Source organism: Pelotomaculum isophthalicicum JI, assembly GCF_029478095.1.
GTDB classification, from domain to species: domain Bacteria; phylum Bacillota; class Desulfotomaculia; order Desulfotomaculales; family Pelotomaculaceae; genus Pelotomaculum_D; species Pelotomaculum_D isophthalicicum.
This window is the reverse complement of the sequence record NZ_JAKOAV010000009.1, coordinates 71,527-90,051: the sequence shown is the minus strand read 5'-3', so window position 1 is coordinate 90,051 and position 18,525 is coordinate 71,527. Positions and strand designations below refer to the sequence as shown.

Sequence of the window (18,525 nt, the reverse complement as noted above, 5' to 3'; positions counted from 1 at the left end):
TTCTACAACAGAGTAATATTATGCCTGATGATTGTGCTTAATGGCAATTTCATAACTATTGTTTAACAAGTAGCATAAAGTTAGTTCAACAATGTTAAGGAGATGTTGCACAAATGCCTAAGGTTGTTTTAGCTTACTCCGGTGGACTGGATACATCAATTATTATCCCCTGGCTAATAGAAAATTACGGTTATGAGGTTATTGCAATGGCGGCCGACGTGGGCCAGGGGGAGGAACTGGATCCTCTTAACGAAAAGGCCATTAAAACCGGCGCCAGTAAGATCTATATCGAGGATCTCAAGCGGGAGCTTGTTGAGGATTACATATATCCCACTTTAAAAGCCGGCGCAATTTACGAAGGCAAATATTTGCTTGGCACTTCGATGGCCCGGCCGTTAATCGCTAAAAGGATGGTTGAAATTGCTAAGAAAGAAGGCGCCGATGCGGTGGCGCACGGCGCCACCGGCAAGGGCAACGACCAGATTCGCTTTGAACTGGCGGTGAAGTCTCTCGCTCCGGAGTTAAAAATTATCGCTCCCTGGCGGGAATGGGATATTCGTTCAAGAGAGGATGCCATTGATTACGCCAATGCAAGAGGCATTGCGGTGCCGGTAACAAAGGAACGTGCTTACAGCATGGACCGCAACCTATGGCACCTGAGCCATGAGGGTATGGATCTGGAAGACCCGTGGAACGAGCCGAAGCCGGATATTTTAGAATTAATCACACCGCCGGAAAAAGCTCCCGATAAGCCGGCCTACGTCAGCATAGAATTCGAATGTGGTATACCCGTTAAAGTCGATGGGGCGGCACTTGATCCGGTAGCACTTGTTGAAAAGCTTAATAAGATCGCGGGGGAAAACGGTGTCGGCATCGCCGACATGGTGGAAAACCGGCTGGTGGGCATGAAATCCCGCGGTGTTTACGAGACTCCGGGCGGCACGGTCTTGTACCAGGCCCACCATGAACTGGAGTTGTTGACCCTGGACCGCGCAACTATGCATTTTAAAGAATTAGTAGCTTCCCGGTATGCCGAGTTGGTTTACGACGGGGTATGGTTCGCCCCAATCAGAGAAGCTCTCGACGCTTTTGTGGACAGCACCCAGAGAACAGTTACCGGTACAGTGGTAATGAAACTATACAAAGGAAATTGCACACCGGCGGGCACAAAATCGCCATACTCCCTTTACAACCAGGAACTGTCCACCTTCAGCAGGGACGAAATATACAACCAGCGGGACGCGGAAGGTTTTATAAATCTTTTTGGATTGCCATTGAAGGTACGTGCGCTTATGGAGAAGAATGCGGGACTGAAGTAGAATTAGCCTAAGCTTTATTTCTGGAGTCATCCTAATGAAAAAGATTGCTTTTGCCACCGTTTTATTCTTATTAACTGTAGGTGTATTAACCGGTTGTTTTAATAATAAGGCACAAGAACAACCAGAAGTGCCCACAGAACAAGAAGGGGGAGGAGGACTTCCTTCCTCCTCCTCCGGTTTGGTTTTAAATATACCAGAGACATCTAAGGAAGAAATCCTAAATATACCTGGAAACATTGGGACGGGACAGCGTATATTTATTAATGAATCAGAGGTTGCGGTTGACGCGGCTGGGAATTTTAATGCCCAGCTAAAATTGGTTCCAGGGTTAAATTCCGTTTCGATAAAGGTTGTTTCATTTGATAACAAATCAATTTACTCAACAGCAAAAAGCGTAAACTATATTCCTTCCAGCAACCCCAAATTGGATGTGACCATTCCGGGGACCTATAATTCTGACTCAGAAACAATGATTATTAATGGCGTAACCGAGCCTGGATGTCAGGTGGATGCCAACGGCTATCGGGTAACACCTGATGAGAAAGGTAATTTTATCGTTAGAGTTCCGATGGAAAAGGGTGAAAATATAGTTAAAGTTGTTTCAACTAATCAAAAAGGAAAAACAAGCACTGTTCAGCAAGTCGTCACCTACAGTAAGCTTAATAAACAACCTACGCTCGTTGTTTCATCGCCGCAACCGAAAGACGGTTATGTTTCCACTGAAAAAATTAAGATCAGCGGTTTTACTGAACCCAATAACTTAGTTGAGATTTATAACAACTATTACAATGGAGACACCGCTGTAAAAAGCTTGATCTTTAAAGGCACCACAAGTAACGGCCAGTTTTCCGCCGACGTGACCTTATCTAAAGACGGTGGCGGCGTCAACGATTTGTTAATAGTGGCGACAAATGAATTTGGCGGGACTACATCTGAAACGAGAAATATTATTTATAAAGCTTCTTAGCATAAGAAGAGAAATAGTTTTTTATAATATTATGATGTTATATTTTCTGAAAAAAGCTTGCCGGTGACGGACGCCGAGCCGAGTGCAGGAGGCGGTCACTGGTAATTTATTTTGGTCTAAAAAGTGAAGAGGTAAATTAGATTGAGTAAACTAGTTATTACATTTATCTGTGAGAACAGGCACGATATAGAAACAGTAACCGTCGATCTTGCCCGCAGGGGAGAAGTGACCAAAGAGGAAATCTGGCAAATGCTGACAAAGGACAGCCGCTGTAAAAAATGCGGCAGTGACAAGTTTATATACCGGACCAGGTATAAGGATTAATAAATTTCTGTTGACTTAACCATAAATAGGTATTATAATCATTTTATTCCGCTAAAAGAAAGGAGGATGAGTGAATGACTAGGGAATTAATTAATGAAATCCTGGAAGACATCGGATTAGAGTCAATCTATGATGACGAATACGGGAAGGAGGATTAATCTAAGCGATGGATACTATATCCGGAAGCAAATAGGAAGGAGGCAGATGAGTAAGGTGTCTGCCTCCTTCCTATTTACTTTTGCAGAGCCGAACATAGCGCGTTATATGACTGAAGTGGTTGCCAAAATTGAATTTGTTCTTTTGCAGTACAAAAAACTCATGTTAAAATAATATTATAAATGTATATCTGCTGAGGATAAGCCAAAGGAGTGTCAGGTTATGAGCAAGCTATGGAGCGGCCGCTTTCAAAAAGAAACCGATTGTCTGGTAGAAGACTTTCACTCGTCCATTTCTTTTGATAAGAGGCTTTATAAATATGACATCAAAGGCAGTATCGCCCATGCACAGATGTTGGGTAGGACCGGGATTATTTCGGCCGCGGAATCAGAGGAACTGGTCCGTGGGCTGGAAGAGGTGTTATCCGATATCGATGGCGGCCGGGTGGAGTTTACCGTTAGCGCGGAGGACATCCACATGAATGTGGAACAGTTGCTGACTGCTAAAGTGGGCGAAGTTGGTAAGAAACTACACACTGCGCGCAGTAGGAACGACCAGGTAGCCCTTGATATCCGCATGTATGTCAAAGACGAAATAGATCAAGTCGGCGCATTGCTTCGTCAGCTTCAAGCCGACTTATTGAGTCTGGCGGAAAAGCACATGGATACTGTAATGCCCGGCTATACTCACCTCCAACGCGCGCAGCCGGTAACGTTTGCGCACCATTTGCTGGCCTACTGCCAGATGTTTGGCCGGGATGAGGCCCGGCTGAGGGACTGCCGCCGCCGGACTGACGAGATGCCTTTGGGAGCGGGTGCCCTCGCGGGGACAACCTTTCCCCTTGACCGGGAATTTGTTGCTGACCAGCTTGGTTTTTCGTCAATTACCTGGAACAGCCTGGACGCGGTGAGCGACCGTGATTTCGCGGTGGAGTTCACGGCGGCGGCTTCTTTAATTATGGTCCATTTAAGCCGGTTTTGTGAAGAAATAATCCTTTGGTCTACCGCCGAGTTCGACTTTATTGAACTGGACGACGCTTACAGCACCGGAAGCAGCATGATGCCCCAGAAAAAGAATCCGGATGTGGCCGAATTGATCCGGGGCAAGTCCGGCCGGGTTTTTGGGGATCTGCAGGCGCTGTTGACCATGCTAAAAGGGCTTCCTCTGGCCTACAACAAAGATATGCAAGAGGACAAAGAATCGCTTTTTGACGCTGTGGATACCGTTAAAAAATGTCTGCTGGTTTTCGGACGGATGATTAATACGATGCGAGTCAAGAAAGACAATATGGCGGCGGCGGCAAAGGGCGGTTTCACCTGCGCCACCGACTTGGCTGATTACTTGGTGCGCAAGGGTGTGCCATTTCGCGAGGCTCACGCGGTAGTGGGGAAGGCAGTTTTTTACTGTCTGGAACAAGCCCGGAACCTTGAACAGCTAAGCCTTGAAGAATATAAAAAATTTAGTCCTCTGGTGGAAGAGGACGTGTATGAGGCCATAAATATCAAATGTTGTGTCGAAGCCAGACGGCTGACCGGCGGGCCGGCGGCGAAGGCGGTTATTGATGCTATTGACAAGATCAGACAGCGTTTAGCGGGAGGCAAAGCCTCATCAAGATAATTTAAGATTTTTACCGGACTGATCCCGGTTCCGGCGACTTTACAACCGGTGTTGTTTTCCTCAGCTATCCCCAGGAAACGCGGGTTTTGGACATTATGGACTTACTGCCCAAAGTGAAACAGTTGTGTGCTAAATAAACTTGTCAGCCTTACCATCACTATCCCCTATGTAATCTCTGCCGCCTTGCCTCAACATCTGTAAATCCATGATGTTCTTGGTTAAGGGCTAATTCGGCAATTCGACTAAAATGACGTTTTATTGTTGCGAGTCTGCAATATAACACATATCATCATGGGTAAAAGTGTTTTTACTGAAACCGGTCCTTTCGTAGTAAGCGGCCATGGCTGGAACTTGCGTTATTTCCAATTCCGGGTAGCGTAAAGCGGTAAGCTTGCCCCCCATAACGCAGCCCTGGTCAATGTCAATTGTGTTGTTTACAAATACGGCTTCAGGAACAGGTGAATGTCCGTATACGATCAAAGCGTCACCTCTATACGATTGGGCCCAGTCCCGTCGGACCGGAAGGCCAGCTTCGGTTATCTCTCCAGTCGCATCTCCGAAGAAACAGAAGTTTCTTATCCGCCCGCTTACTTTTCCGATCATATCCTCTTTAATTCCGCCATGGGAAACCACCAGCTTTCCTTTGTCAAGGATTAAGTAGGGTGGCGCTTCGCGGTAAAGTTTAAGAAATTCTTCTCTAAAAAACTCCCTTTCGTCTTCCGTTAGCGCTTCAATTTCAGCTACTGTCTTTTCCATGCCATGGGCGATTTTGACGTTTCTTCCTTCCAGGTAGCGTGAAAGCTTCCGGCAGTGGTTACCAGGAATATAAAGGGCGTTCCCCGAGTCGACCATTGCTTTTACCAGCCAGAAGCTGTCTAAACCGCGGGGTCCCCGGTCGGTGAGGTCGCCAAGAAAGACAGCCTTTCTACACGCCGGGTGAGCGTAGTGATTGGACCGGTTGCGGTAGCCGAGTTTATCAAGAAGCATGGTCAGCTCATCGAAACAGCCGTGGATGTCTCCGATAATGTCGAAAGGCCCGGGCAAAGTAACCTCGTAGTTGCGAATATTAATTCTAAATGCAGGATTGTTTAGATCTCCTTCAGTGATAATATAAACATTGTCAAAACCCTCATTATGGGCGTCTCGCAGAGTCCGTTGAAGCATCTGCCGCATTTTTGCTATTACCGATCGGACCACCCGGCGCTCCCGCCCCGCATTCCGCGCCAGGCAAACATCCTCGGGTATATTAAAAATCAACAAGGTGATATTGAAACCGTATTTTCTGCCGATACGGAGAAGCTCACCGCGGGATTGCCGGGTGATGGCGGTGGAATCGGCTACCGTAAAGCGGCCGAGGGACAGGCGGCGCTCAATGGTGAAGCGAAAAAGTTTGAACGCTTCCCTGGAAGCCGCCATGTTGGTTTCAGAGTCGCTAACCAGGAAACGGCATTGATCCGAAGACACTATCATTGTTTCTCTAAAATAACGGGAGGCAAAAGTGGATTTGCCGCAGCCAGGCGTGCCGCATAACACCAGGAGGGTGGTTCCGGGTAATGAAATACCGGCCATGTCGACTACCTCCGCCGATTTGTTCCAGGTTTTTATAACAACCGCATCCTTATTGTTTAAGTTTAGCCTGAAGCATTGACGTTTATCCTGTCTTTTCGAGGAAAAGCGAAGCTTCTAATTATGCAGATGTAATGACTTCGAGACGTTTTCTACGTCCGGTTACCCTCGCTTCGCCGACTGCTGTTACCGGCGCTCCGCAAGTCGTTTGCCGTAGATAGTGCCATCCCTTCAATGGCCGGGTTAATGAATGCTTACATCCAGATTTCATAATCTATTACTGCAAATGTAAACATGTTAATGTTATTGGGGTTGACAATTGGCTGTGTGCATAATATATTAAAGTTAACCTTTGCCATGGATTAGGTTGACAATAAAACAGGAAGTTGGAATTACAGAAAGAAGGTGATTTTTTGGCAAAAGGTTTGTTTATAACAGGAACAGATACCGGGGTGGGTAAGACGGTAATCACCGGCGGCCTGGCCGGGGTTTTTAGGAAAAACGGGGTTAAAGCAGCGGCTTTTAAACCAGTGCAGACCGGCGGGATTGAGAGTGGTGAGGGCCTGCTTTCTGAAGACGCTCTTTTTTACCAGGCGGCGGCCGGTTTGCCATACTCCAGGGACATGAACCCCTATTGTTTCAGGATGCCACTATCACCCAATATTGCCGCGCGGGTTTCAGAACAGATAATCGACCCCGCATACTTAGTTGATAAATACCATAACCTGACTTGCGAAAATGATTTTGTTCTGGTTGAAGGGGCAGGCGGGCTCTGCGTTCCCCTGGTAGATTACGGCTTTACCATGGCGGACCTGGCGCATCTGCTGGGTACTCCTTTGCTGGTGGTGGCCAGGCCGGGACTGGGCACAATTAACCACACTGTCCTGACGGTCAGGTACGCCTTGTGGTCAGGGTTAGAAGTAAAGGGGATTATTATTAACGGTTACCGGGAGGAGCAGGCTACTTTAGCCGAGCGGACCAACCCCGAAGTTATTGAAGGGATGACCGGAGTGCCGATTCTCGGTATTGTGCCTTATCTGCCGGAGATGAGTGTCGAGTCGGGTTGTGCCGGCGGTTTGTTGGAGACAATTGAGGAAAAAGTAGACTGGCGCAGGTTAATGTGAATGGGGGGAAAATCAATGAAAAATTATACCAGCGAACTATTGGAGCAGTGGGATCGGGAATACATCTGGCACCCCTTTACTCAAATGCAGGAGTACATAAAAGACAGTCCTCTTGTTGTTGAAAGGGGGGAAGGAAGTTATCTCATTGACATTGAGGGGAAGCGTTATCTTGATGGTGTGTCTTCTCTCTGGGTGACTGTGCACGGGCATAATAAAAAAGATTTAAACAGCGCCATTGAGGAACAATTAAATAAAATAGCCCACTCGACGCTCCTGGGTCTTGCTAATGTCCCCTCAATCTTACTGGCAAAAAAATTGGTAGAAATCACGCCGCCCGGCTTAAATAAAGTTTTTTATTCAGATAGTGGGTCCACTGCTGTAGAAATTGCCCTCAAGATAGCCTTCCAATACTGGAAACAGAAAGATGGCGGAGCTTTCAGCAAGAAAATAAGGTACATCTCCATGGGGGAGGCTTACCACGGGGATACCATCGGCTCTGTTAGCGTTGGTGGGATGGAGATGTTTCACGATATATTCAGGCCGCTTCTTTTTGACTGTGTGCATGTGCCAGCTCCTTATTGCTACCGCTGCCCGCTGGGTCTGGCCAAGCCTTCCTGCGGCATGGCCTGCGCTCAGGCTGTGGAAGAGGTAATGGCCAAAAGCCACCATGAAATCGCTGCTATGATTATTGAGCCTCTTGTACAGGGGGCCGCGGGGATGATCGTTGCCCCGGAAGGTTATTTAAGAAGGGTGAGGGAACTGTGCAGCCGCTACAATATTTTACTGATCGCCGATGAGGTTGCCGTCGGGTTTGGGCGCACGGGTAAAATGTTCGCCTGCGAACATGAAGGTGTGACTCCGGATTTGATGTGCCTCGCTAAGGGCATCACCGGAGGCTATCTGCCCCTGGCCGCTACGCTCGCCACATATGAAGTATATCAGGCGTTTCTCGGGACGCACTCGGAATGCAAGACTTTTTTCCACGGTCATACCTATACCGGGAATCCGGTGGCCTGCTCCGCGGCTCTGGCCAATATCAAACTAATTGAGGAAGAAAGAATAATTGGCGGACTGGGTGAGAAAATTTCATTTCTTGAGCAAGGCCTGAAAAGATTTATTGGTCTCGCCCATGTGGGTGACATCAGGCAAAAGGGTCTGATGGCCGGTATTGAATTGGTGAAGAATAAAGGTACTAAAGAGCCCTACCTGTGGGAGGATAACATTGGGCATAAGGTCATCATGGAGGCCAGAAAAAACGGCCTTGTTATCCGTCCCCTGGGCAATGTCATAGTATTGATGCCGTTGCTGTCAATGAGCATCCCGGAATTAGACCGGGTGCTTGATATCACCTATCATTCAATAGCCAAAATAACCGGTTAGACCGGAAAATATTATGGGATTTGCTAAATAACTAGCTGAAGGAGCGCTTGACCAATGAATTTTGTGGTGGAAGAAATGGAGCAATTGTTAAAAAAAGGATATTACCGGCAGATGCGGCGGCTGGACGGATCTCAAGCGTCCAGGACGGTTATCGGAGGGAAGGAATGCGTTCTCCTTTCATCCAATAATTACCTGGGTCTGACTGAGCACCCGGAGGTGAAGGAAGCGGCCAAGCTGGCTGTCGATCGCTGGGGTGCCGGCTCAGGCGGTTCGCGCCTGATTACAGGTAATTACGCGTTGCATGAGGAAATGGAAAAGGAAATTGCTCGTTTTAAAAGAGAAGAAGGGGCAATAACCTTTAGCTCAGGTTACATGGCAAATTTCGGGGTGATCCAGGCGCTGGTCGACAGGGGCGACGTGGTGTTGAGCGATGAGTTAAATCACTCCAGCATTGTTGACGGTTGCCGTCTTAGCCGTGCGAAAGTTAAAGTATACCGTCACAGGGACATGGAACACCTGGAGAAAATATTAAGGCAGGCAAAAGGGTACCGGCGCCGTCTGATCGTTACTGACGGCGTGTTCAGCATGGACGGCGACCTGGCGCCATTGCCGGACATCGTGGCGCTGGCGGGGCAATACGGTGCTTTTGTTATGGTGGATGACGCTCACGGGACCGGGGTTTTAGGCAGGAGGGGAGCGGGCACAGTAGAACATTTTGGCCTGGAAGGCAAAGTTCAGGTGCAAATGGGCACACTGAGCAAGGCCCTGGGCAGTGCTGGAGCTTACGTGGCTGGGAAACGTGAACTAATCGACTATTTAAGGAACAAAACAAGGAGTTTTATCTATTCTACCGCGCCGGCGCCGGCGGCTGTGGGTGCTGCTCTGGCTGCTCTCCGCCTGGTTGAGCGGCAACCGGAAATTAGGGCGCAGTTATGGGAAAATGCCCGTTATCTCAGGGTTGGTCTGAAAAGTATGGGCTATAAAGTACCGTCCGAAGACTCTCCCATCATCCCGGTTTTGATTGGGGACGCAGATAAGACTATGCATCTTGCGCAGGCTTTGCTAGAAGAAGGTGTTTTTGCTCCAGGTATCCGGCCACCGACGGTCCCACAGGGGACATGCAGAATCAGGGCGACGGTCATGGCTATCCATACCCGTGGTGATCTGGATCAAGCATTGTCTGCATTTGCCCGGGCGGGCAGGGATAATCAAGTGAAATTAGGCTGTTAAGAAATGTTTGGAGGTGGATTAATGTTTGATGAGTTGGTTGAAAAAATAAAATCCGGCGGAGAGATAACTTTTGACGAGGCGCTGGCTATGGGTGAACTAACTGGTGAGCGGTTAAATGAACTCTTTCTGGCAGCTTTGCTGGTAACCCGCCACCTGCACGGCAACAGGGTGGATCTCTGTTCCATCATGAACGTGAAATCCGGCCGCTGTTCCGAGGATTGTATTTTTTGTGCCCAGTCGGGTCATTACCGCACTGACATAGATGTATATTCGCTACTTTCAGAAGAAGAAATCCTGGAACAGGCATTAGAAATGGAGGCAGAAGGAGCCCGCCGTTTTTCCCTGGTTACCAGCGGCAAAGGCATTTTAAATAGCGATTTTGATAAAATTCTTGCGATATTTGAAATTCTCAGGGAAAAGACCAGCCTCAATTTGTGCGCCTCTTTGGGAATAATCAATTACGATCAAGCGGTGCTTTTGAAAAAAGCCGGAGTGACCAGGTATCACCATAATATAGAAACTTCCCGGAGTTTCTATGCGAAAATATGTACTACGCATTTATTTAATGAAAGAGTCGAAACGATCCGTGCTGCGGGAAAGGCCGGGTTGGAAATATGCGCGGGAGGAATTATTGGTTTGGGTGAAAGCTGGCGACAGCGGGTTGAAATGGCCTTCAAGTTAAAGGAACTGCATGTAACATCTGTGCCGGTAAATATCTTAACCCCCATCAAAGGTACCCCTTTATGGGGCAGCCACGTTCCTGCGCCATTGGAAGTGCTTCAGACGCTGGCCATGTTCAGGATGGTCCTGCCCGGCGCGGTCATCCGCCTAGCCGGCGGCAGGGAAGCCGCCTTGCGGGATCTGCAGTCCACCGCGCTTCTGGCAGGCGTCAACGGGTTAATGGTAGGTAATTACCTTACCACTAGCGGCAGAGGAATTGAGCACGACTTGCAGATGATTAAGGATCTGGAAATTGAAATATGGGAATAAGACAGCAGTGTTAATATATGGATTCGTTGTTCACTTACTTCATGAGCCCAAACACACCCAGGAAAACTTCCAGAAGGATAAGGAATATAATGGCAAGCTCCAGAAGTTCTGAGCGCTGATTAATATTCCTGTTGCTCAGCATGGTATAGCTTTGGGTTATAATTGTTATTTTCCTGTTGATGCTCTCAGCCCAATTTTTTGTACGCAAGATAGAAAGAGCGGTGCCATAAATACGGGCGTAAAAGACATCCTCGGTTACTTTTAGGGAATTGTCAATTCTTTCTGTGATTTCAGTGACGTCTACGATCAACTCCATCAACTGGTTCATGATCCGCCGGTAATGGTTCAGGCGCCTGAAGCTGGTCAGTTTTTCCGCTTCCTCGATGGCATCGTACATATTTTCCATTTCAACGGTCAGTAGACTATCGTAATATCTTAATTCAAGAAGCTGAGAATTGGCGAACTCAAGCAGGTCGGGTATGTCGGTGCTCCCTGTGGAGTCATAAACCAGGGCGGAATCCCACGTAATTATAGTAAGATCCTCCAAGCCGTAGGAAAAAGAGTTGCGCAGGGTTTCGCGGCGCACTTCCTTGCTGACCGGTTCGGCTTCGGCCAGGAGCAATGGTACGGGATCCCAAGTTTCATCCCATTCTCTAAAGTAAAAAATAGTAAAATCTTCTACAAACCCGCTAAATGCTTCTTTGATCAAAGCAGTTGAGAGAATATTCCTGATATTGGAGAGTTGTTTTAAAAAAACAGGTTCTATTGTTTCTGAATTATAAAGCTCAATAGAAAGGTTTTTTATATCCTCATATTTAATTTCTGACGGCAGGGGTAAACGCATGATAATTACAATTACACCGAGATCATAGATCTTACCCGTAAACTGTGCTTTATAAGTCCGGCTGCAGAGCGTTACCGGGATTTCTCCCAAGTCCACCGCCACAGGCGGATTTTTGAACTGGATTGACTTGGGTCTAATCCGTGAAAGGCGCATTCTTGAGGTCTGGTGTTCCTGGGAAAGGATTTCTTCCACACGGTGGAGATTGATTTCTTCAGCTGTATCATATAAGCGATATACCAATATGGAATTACTCATGATTAAAAACAGAGGGCGACTTCTTCCCGGTCCAATCGTCCCCGGATTGCCCTCACTCTCTCCGCTATAGATAAGTTGTCCCCAGCCGCGCGTTCAATCTGGCGGAGGAGGTCAATTTCCCTCCTGAAGATGGAAAACACGTCTCCTGGTTGAAAAGTTGACATTTCCAGCAACTCGTTAAAACTAGCGCCGTTGTACCATGCGTAAGCAAGCGCGCCAGGTAAATCCGACCAGACGCAGAATCTTTCCGGGACACCCATGCTGAGCAATTCCCATCTTATTTGAGAAGCTTCCCGCAAGGCGGGAATGTCCAGCCAGGTAGCCCGCGTGTTTTTACCGGGGACAAACTCGACGCCTGCCAACACAGCCGCAACTTCAGCCGGGTCGGCATCTTCAATAATTCCGGAAAAAGCCAGCTCGGTAACAAATATTTCCTGCACGTGCAGTTCAAGCGCAAATAAACCACGCGGGAAAAATTCCCTATTTTTCACGTAGCCCAAATTTTCAAGTATATCACGAACCTCGCCATATTCTCTGAAGGTTGAATCAACTTGCTCCGTAACAGACTTATATTCCTGATAAAGCAAGTTAATATGAATTTTTAACTTGTTCAACTTTTCAGCATTTGAACGGCATTTGTCTGTTTCCCGGCACTTCCTCGGGGTGAATGAGGCGAGCTGTCTTTTTAGCAATTCTTTTTCCTTGTTACCTCCGCGCCGGCGGGAATGCTTCAGCCGCCTGTGCGCTCTTGCCCTCTCGATCGGACATTTGAGAGTTAAAGTGTCACGGCATAGACTTGATGTTAATTCCACGATGAGTTCCTTAGATAGTTTAATTTGATCTGCAAGTTCTTTTTCCCTTTTCCTGGTTTGGAATGTTTTAAAGTTGTCATTTAAAAACCGTCCAATCTCTGTATCAGACTTATATCTTAATAGACTGAGAACAGTGTTTGGCGAGATAATCAGCCTGCCTGAAACCGGTTCAACGAATTTCTCGTCAAAAAAACCGGTTTGTTCAGGAAAGCGACTGTCAATACGGATAACGGCGTGACCGACCTGATCAAAGCCGCGCCGTCCCGCCCGCCCGGCCATCTGGTAGAATTCCCTGTTTTGCAGGATACGGAAATCATGGCCGTCCCATTTTCTGGTCGAATCAAATATGGCGCTGGCAGCAGGGAAATTGACCCCGGCGGCAAAAGTTTCCGTGCAGAACACCACAAAGATTAAACGCTTGGAATAAAGGTTTTCCACCAGGTACTTGACCGGCGGCAACATGCCCGCGTGATGATAGGCTATTCCCTGATATAGCAACCGCTTTAATATGTGCCAGCCCGGCCCGCTAAACGTACCGGGATATTCAGATTCAGCGGCGTTGATTATTTTTCTCGCGTCGCTTTTCTCCTCGGGATCAAGAAAATCCCATTCCCGGCTTAAATCCTGCGCAAGAATTTCTGTCCGGCCCCGGCTGAATACGAAAAAAAGGGCCGGCAGTTTGTCTTGGATCAGTTCAACAATTCTACTGCATGATAATTCCGGCAGTTCCGTCTTGCTCACTCCTCCGCCCAATGTCTTCTGTTATGAAATGCTTTCAGGTATTCAGCAAGTTCATCGACTTCTTGCTTTGCCTCGTTTTCCTCAACTATTTGTCCATTTGGCGTCACCCAATTTATTTTCAAAGGTACTTGTCTCTTTTTTTCTTCGATGATAGTCACTTTTTCACGCCGCACCGAGCTAATCCATTCGGCAATTTCCTCAATATTAGGTACCGTTGCGGACAAGCCCAATAGCTTAATATGCTGCGGGGCGAACAGGATGCTTTCTTCCCAGGTAGTGCCCCGTTCGCTGTCGTCAAGGTAATGAATCTCATCAAAAACAACATATGTTGTTTTTTTTAATTGTTCAGGTTCACCCAGACACCAGTTTCTAAAAATTTCTGTAGTCATGATTAGCAGGGGGGCGCCGGGATTCACGCTAATATCCCCGGTGACAAGCCCGACATAGTCCAAACCAAATGTTTCTTTGAAATCTCTGTATTTCTGGTTAGAAAGGGCCTTTAATGGTGAAGTATATACCATTCCACTGCCTGCAGCCATCAGATCTCTGGCCAGTATTTCCGCCACAAGGGTTTTCCCGTTGCCGGTAGGCGCCGATAACAGGACAGAATGACCAGCGCGGAGCGCCTCGACTGCTTCAATTTGAAAACGGTCCAAATGTAACTGGCGCTCATTGTCAGGTGTGGGTTTTTCGCGGCGTAAAGGCCTTTTTTTAGCCGGGTACTTTTTTATCCCATGGTGTCCAGAATTGTCGGCACTATTTTTTTCAATGGAATTCCAACTTGATAAGATTTCCGGCAGGCTTTTTTGTAATTCTTCAATATCTCTCCGCTTGAAAAAATGCCCTGATTTTAAATCCTTATCATAATAACCGGCCGGATCAAGCTTGCCTTCGTTAACCAAGCGTTTGAGTTGTCCGGTAGTGACTCCCAGCAGTACTGCCGCTCGGGGAATTTTCAACTTTTCATGTTCTTTGGTTAAATTTCGCAGCAGAGTGTTATTCATTCTCAATTGCTCAATGTCTTTGCGCCACATTCGCCTTTTACCGTCCAGAAAGAAAACTTCAATACTGTTTGTCTGAATTAAATGGTTTAATATATCCTCGCTTATATCAAGAAAATTTAAGGCTTCCTTTTCACCCATCGAAAGCGTTTTTAAAAAGGCCGGAGCACTTATTTTGTCCGGTGGGACAAAGTAACGACCAGTTATATCTACAAGTTGTTCCGCTATAATGTCGCCGGGGAATTCCCGGCGCAGGCATAAATATTCTTTACCATCAAATATAACAGTAACTGTGTATTTATCAGCTATATTATGAAAAACACCCTGGTTTATCCCTAATTCTTTTAAAGTAAAGAACGGTGACGCCAGGCAGTTTAAAGTTTCATGACATAGCTTTAGCTGCCTGCGCCGTTCTAATTCTGTTCTGCCTTCGGGAGAATCGCTGGTTGTAATAAGGGCGTGCGGAAGTCTGATTAAATGACCTTGACTTTCTCCAGTCGCTAACAATGATCTTATGTTTTTGTGCTTCCGGAAAAGTCGGAGAAGATCTGCAAGTCGACGGGGTTTTTCCTTGATATATTCAAAAAAATATTCCCTGGCTCCGCTGCTGTCGGGCAAAGTATAACGGCCGTCTGGTAAACGGGCAAATTGTTGACAGATATGGGCAGTAATATTTTCTATACCTGTGGCTGCAATTATCTGTTGGCGAGAGCGCGGTTGTCCATCAGACAATAATTCTATTATGGATTTTACCTGTACGTCATCAAGCCTGTTTTGAGAAGGAAAATCCGGACAAGGACTGTATTTTTTCAGTTCCTTAAGGATTTTTGGCAGACTGTTTCGCATTTGCCCGCGCCCGCTATGCCAAGTAGCTCCCCCCGCTGGCGTATTGATCTCTTTATTTCCTATTAGCCACCCGGCTCTTGTTTTATGCCGCCCAATACTGATCTCTTCTTTTTCAATAAGAGAGCATAGCGCTCCCGCAAGAGCGTCAATGTCGCAATTGCACTGAGAATATGCCGCTTCCAGGGACAAGATCTCATTTCCTTTGAGCAAGTCCAGCAGTAAGTCTTTCGCTAGCTTCGTTTTACTGTTTGCCAAGCCTAGTAAACACCTCTTGATTGGCTTTAATCATATTATTTGTAGTCTAGCACATCTCATGCCAAAAAAACAATAAAATTGCTTGGTTCTAAAAATAATGCCTATTTGCTAAATTTATTATTAATAGTATGATAATAAAAATAATTCAACAAACGGGTGAGAATTGATGGAAGCAAATGAGTTGCTCGCAAGGCTGCGCAAAAAAATTGATTCGATTGATTTTGAGATATTGAAGTTAATAAATCAAAGGATGGAACACACATTACGCACAAGAAAACTCAAGGCAAATATATCGGATCCGGGAAGAGAGCAGGAAATAATTGCCAGCCTGCGCCGCCGTTCGAGTGCATTAATCAGGTCGGAGTTTTCTGAGATTTTATTTAAAGAGATAATCAGTGAAAGTAAGTTGCTGCAACGAAAGGATCTAAAACTTATCGGTTTTCAGGGTGAGCATGGCGCATATGGTGAAGTTGCGATAAGAATTGTGGATAACAGTCTGGTGCCTATCCCATGCATGGAATTTGTCGATGTTTTTGATGAGGTAATTAACAGACAACTGGATTTCGGCATCGTTCCGGTGGAAAATTCGCTGGAGGGTGCGGTTACGCAAGTTAATGACCTGCTGGTCGAAACAGATGTGCATAAAATTAAGATTGTCGGTGAAGTGAAAATTCCAATTCACCATTGTTTGCTTGCGTCACCGGGTACGGACTATCATGAAATAAAAGTAGTCTATTCGCATCCTCAAGCTTTAGCCCAATGCCGCCGCTTTCTTTCCAAGCACAGGCTGGAGTCCAGGCCATATTACGACACTGCCGGAGCGGCAATGATGCTGTCGAAAGAAAAGCCAAGGGCGGCTGCCGCAATTGCCAGCAAGCTTTGTGCGGAATTGTATAATTTGGATGTTCTTTTTGAAGATATTGAGGATAATGAAACAAATGCCACAAGATTCCTGATATTATCCAATGAAGAAAGCAATAAAGCAGGCAATAAATGTTCAATAGTATTTTCCACTGAGCATAAGGCAGGCGCATTATTTAATATTTTGAAAATCTTTTCGGATGCAGGATTGAATCTGACTAGAATTGAATCAAGACCTATTCGGAACGACCCTGGAAAATATGCTTTTCTTCTTGATTTCCTAGGCTCTGATCGTGAGGAAAAAGTTATCGCAGCATTAGAGAAAGCAAGAAAGGAAACAGTTATTTTTAAGTTTCTAGGTTGTTATAATGAAGCGCCGCAGTAATTTATAAATAGACGAATATGAGCATGGGTGCAAACCAAATGTGCTAAGAAGATTAAGGTAATTAGTGTTAAAAAGCAAATTAATATTTACAACTGCTTGTTTACCTTAAGGAATAATTTTGTTACTATAATATAAAATTTAAAAAATTCAAAAATATAAAACAAGAAAACAACCCAACTCTTAAGTTGTAAAAAAGGAGCTGTTGTTAATGTTTAATTTGTTTTCTCCGGCAAAAAAGAGCGTAGCCGTGTCGGATGATACTCAAGCCAAGGTGGACTTTGCCTCTGCGATAGCTAATTATGCGCTTGTTTTTAACGAGTTTATGGCGTTATGTGTGTCATTAAAAGTGAAGGAAATTTCCGGGAGCGCCAATGATTTGGCCGCAGCGTGCCAGGAAACGTCGGCTACTGCCGAAGAAACGTCGGCCACCACCCAGCAAATCAGTGCCGGAATGCAACAGGTAAAAGCCGGTGAATTAGAAAATTACAACAGGCTACGCAACCTTAATGATTTGGCGAAAGATGCTAGTTCCGTATTAAATAACATGGTCGGCAACGCGACAGAGCTTGTGGAACAGATTAAAAGCATTGACAGCATCAGTCAGAGCGTTTCAGAGATAGCTGATAAAACAAATCTCTTGTCACTAAATGCGGCAATCGAAGCAGCCCGCGCCGGTGAATACGGCAGAGGATTCTCAGTAGTGGCGGAAGAAGTCCGAAAACTGGCGGATCAAACAAAGACAGCGGTAAAGGAAGTAAAAAATATATCTGTTCAGATGGATGAAAAGGCTATGGATACTGGTAACATAGTATCTAATGTTAAACAAATTTTTGAACAGTACATGAGTGATACCGCGAAAGTTGCCGAAATTATGAGTACAAATGTAAAACAGGTTGAGCAATCTGCGGATGCGGTAGAAAATATTGCCAGCGCTGCCCAGCAGCAGGCTATGACCACAGAAGGCTTGGTAAGTGTATCCAGTGACTTGGCGACCGCAGCCAATTTTGCCGACGTGTTTGCGGGAATCACAAATCGTACAAATCAAGTTATCGTTCCATATTTAAAAAAGCCCAAAGAAAATCACATCTTAAGCATCCTTGCCGCCAGACTAATAGACCACACGAATTTTATAAGGAATCTGATAGAAAGTTCCGAGAAAGGTTTAAAAGTAGCAAGTTACCGGGAATGCGCTTTTGGCCGGTGGTATGAAAATGAGTACGAGAAATATAAGAACATTAAAGAATATGTGGCCATTCGGGAATTGCACAAAAAGTTTCACGAGGCAGCCGATGCGTTTTTGCAGGAAGTTGTCCTGATAAAAGCAAAAGGTGTGCTTGATACCTCACGAAGGTTGTTGGACGCCATACTAAAATTGTCTGAAGTAATTTGCGAAAACACCTAATTAACTTTATTTCCCCATATCCTGTCAGAAGGAAATTAGCTAATCTTAGTCGAATCATTATTGGTTTAGGGGGGGATAAAATGCCTGATTTTAATATTCGCGATGAGTATATGAAGCTTATCAAAATTATTTCAGAGAAAAATAATATAAGCCAGGATGAAGTAGTTGAAACAGCTGTGGCAATGTTTTTGAAGATGTATTTTATGCGTTATGACATGTACCCTGAATTGCAAATTGTCCAGCGTGAGTCCGGGTGTCAAGAGATGGATGCTGAACAAATAAAAGAGAAGATAGAAAACGACAAAACGATGGTTGATACCGCTATAGCTGAAGCGCAACGTTTGGGGTTGATTTAGCTAGCTAATGTTTAATTAATTATTTTTGAGAAATTTTATAGATTTAACAGCCGGTTATTTTCAGATTTATCTAGTTTATGTTAAAATAGCAATG

At 45.8% G+C, this 18,525-nt stretch carries 15 protein-coding genes; 11 read left to right on the top strand and 4 right to left on the bottom strand.

The genetic code is table 11. The annotated features are described in order from the left end of the window. Positions 1-113 precede the first annotated feature (113 nt). From L7E55_RS06880 to argH, 4 genes are all read left to right on the top strand, one after another. Positions 114-1,319 carry an argininosuccinate synthase gene (locus L7E55_RS06880; RefSeq protein ID WP_277443366.1) on the top strand — a complete coding sequence of 402 codons (1,206 nt, stop codon included), beginning with the start codon at positions 114-116 and terminating at the stop codon, positions 1,317-1,319. A gap of 34 nt (positions 1,320-1,353) precedes the next feature. Beyond that, entirely contained in the window at positions 1,354-2,286 is a 933-nt protein-coding gene (locus L7E55_RS06875) for a hypothetical protein (RefSeq protein ID WP_277443365.1), read from the top strand. A 141-nt stretch (positions 2,287-2,427) separates the two neighbouring features. Next, positions 2,428-2,610 carry a hypothetical protein gene (locus L7E55_RS06870; protein ID WP_277443364.1) on the top strand — a complete coding sequence of 61 codons (183 nt, stop codon included), beginning with the start codon at positions 2,428-2,430 and terminating at the stop codon, positions 2,608-2,610. A gap of 378 nt (positions 2,611-2,988) precedes the next feature. Further along, entirely contained in the window at positions 2,989-4,383 is a 1,395-nt protein-coding gene (gene argH / locus L7E55_RS06865; protein WP_277443363.1) for an argininosuccinate lyase, read from the top strand. 255 nt (positions 4,384-4,638) lie between these two features. Here the strand turns inward: argH and L7E55_RS06860 are convergent, their stop codons facing one another. After that, positions 4,639-5,952, bottom strand: coding sequence for an AAA family ATPase (locus L7E55_RS06860; RefSeq protein WP_277443362.1), 1,314 nt, complete (start codon positions 5,950-5,952; stop codon positions 4,639-4,641). 410 nt (positions 5,953-6,362) lie between these two features. Between L7E55_RS06860 and bioD the strand changes: the two genes are divergently transcribed. From bioD to bioB, 4 genes are read left to right on the top strand one after another with little or no spacing between them, the layout of a single operon-like run. Continuing rightward, a complete protein-coding gene (gene bioD, locus L7E55_RS06855) occupies positions 6,363-7,073 on the top strand; it encodes a dethiobiotin synthase (protein ID WP_277443361.1) in 711 nt (236 codons plus the stop codon). 15 nt (positions 7,074-7,088) lie between these two features. After that, the gene (gene bioA / locus L7E55_RS06850; RefSeq protein ID WP_277443360.1) at positions 7,089-8,453 is read left to right on the top strand and encodes an adenosylmethionine--8-amino-7-oxononanoate transaminase; all 1,365 of its coding nucleotides are present in this window, start codon (positions 7,089-7,091) and stop codon (positions 8,451-8,453) included. 54 nt (positions 8,454-8,507) lie between these two features. Next, a complete protein-coding gene (gene bioF / locus L7E55_RS06845) occupies positions 8,508-9,683 on the top strand; it encodes an 8-amino-7-oxononanoate synthase (RefSeq protein ID WP_277443359.1) in 1,176 nt (391 codons plus the stop codon). Positions 9,684-9,704: 21 nt separating this feature from the next. Next, the gene (bioB, locus tag L7E55_RS06840; RefSeq protein WP_277443358.1) at positions 9,705-10,673 is read left to right on the top strand and encodes a biotin synthase BioB; all 969 of its coding nucleotides are present in this window, start codon (positions 9,705-9,707) and stop codon (positions 10,671-10,673) included. A 34-nt stretch (positions 10,674-10,707) separates the two neighbouring features. Here bioB and L7E55_RS06835 read toward each other — a convergent pair whose 3' ends face one another. From L7E55_RS06835 to L7E55_RS06825, 3 genes are read right to left on the bottom strand one after another with little or no spacing between them, the layout of a single operon-like run. Then, positions 10,708-11,757 carry a hypothetical protein gene (locus L7E55_RS06835; protein ID WP_277443357.1) on the bottom strand — a complete coding sequence of 350 codons (1,050 nt, stop codon included), beginning with the start codon at positions 11,755-11,757 and terminating at the stop codon, positions 10,708-10,710. Positions 11,758-11,774: 17 nt separating this feature from the next. Then, on the bottom strand, positions 11,775-13,325 hold the full coding sequence (locus tag L7E55_RS06830) for a helicase-related protein (protein WP_277443356.1): 1,551 nt from the start codon (positions 13,323-13,325) through the stop codon (positions 11,775-11,777). After that, positions 13,322-15,427 (bottom strand): DEAD/DEAH box helicase, encoded by a 2,106-nt coding sequence (locus L7E55_RS06825; protein ID WP_277443355.1) that lies wholly within the window; start codon positions 15,425-15,427, stop codon positions 13,322-13,324. Before L7E55_RS06825 ends, L7E55_RS06830 begins: the two co-directional genes overlap by 4 nt. A 166-nt stretch (positions 15,428-15,593) precedes the next feature. Here L7E55_RS06825 and pheA point away from each other — a divergent pair, with 166 nt between their 5' ends. The 3 genes from pheA to L7E55_RS06810 all read left to right on the top strand — a co-directional run bounded on the left by pheA (position 15,594) and on the right by L7E55_RS06810 (position 18,431). After that, entirely contained in the window at positions 15,594-16,673 is a 1,080-nt protein-coding gene (gene pheA / locus L7E55_RS06820) for a prephenate dehydratase (RefSeq protein WP_277443354.1), read from the top strand. A 208-nt stretch (positions 16,674-16,881) separates the two neighbouring features. After that, a complete protein-coding gene (locus tag L7E55_RS06815) occupies positions 16,882-18,075 on the top strand; it encodes a methyl-accepting chemotaxis protein (RefSeq protein WP_277443353.1) in 1,194 nt (397 codons plus the stop codon). 80 nt (positions 18,076-18,155) lie between these two features. Beyond that, positions 18,156-18,431 (top strand): hypothetical protein, encoded by a 276-nt coding sequence (locus L7E55_RS06810; protein ID WP_277443352.1) that lies wholly within the window; start codon positions 18,156-18,158, stop codon positions 18,429-18,431. The last annotated feature ends 94 nt before the right edge of the window (positions 18,432-18,525 follow it).

What these genes read in the sequence shown, in the direction of transcription:
- L7E55_RS06880 (WP_277443366.1), top strand. Translation starts at nt 114, where the DNA reads ATGCCTAAGGTTGTTTTAGCTTACTCCGGTGGACTGGATACATCAATT.
- L7E55_RS06875 (WP_277443365.1), top strand. Translation starts at nt 1,354, where the DNA reads ATGAAAAAGATTGCTTTTGCCACCGTTTTATTCTTATTAACTGTAGGT.
- argH (WP_277443363.1), top strand. Translation starts at nt 2,989, where the DNA reads ATGAGCAAGCTATGGAGCGGCCGCTTTCAAAAAGAAACCGATTGTCTG.
- L7E55_RS06860 (WP_277443362.1), bottom strand. Translation starts at nt 5,952, where the DNA reads ATGGCCGGTATTTCATTACCCGGAACCACCCTCCTGGTGTTATGCGGC.
- bioA (WP_277443360.1), top strand. Translation starts at nt 7,089, where the DNA reads ATGAAAAATTATACCAGCGAACTATTGGAGCAGTGGGATCGGGAATAC.
- bioF (WP_277443359.1), top strand. Translation starts at nt 8,508, where the DNA reads ATGAATTTTGTGGTGGAAGAAATGGAGCAATTGTTAAAAAAAGGATAT.
- bioB (WP_277443358.1), top strand. Translation starts at nt 9,705, where the DNA reads ATGTTTGATGAGTTGGTTGAAAAAATAAAATCCGGCGGAGAGATAACT.
- pheA (WP_277443354.1), top strand. Translation starts at nt 15,594, where the DNA reads ATGGAAGCAAATGAGTTGCTCGCAAGGCTGCGCAAAAAAATTGATTCG.
- L7E55_RS06815 (WP_277443353.1), top strand. Translation starts at nt 16,882, where the DNA reads ATGTTTAATTTGTTTTCTCCGGCAAAAAAGAGCGTAGCCGTGTCGGAT.
- L7E55_RS06810 (WP_277443352.1), top strand. Translation starts at nt 18,156, where the DNA reads ATGCCTGATTTTAATATTCGCGATGAGTATATGAAGCTTATCAAAATT.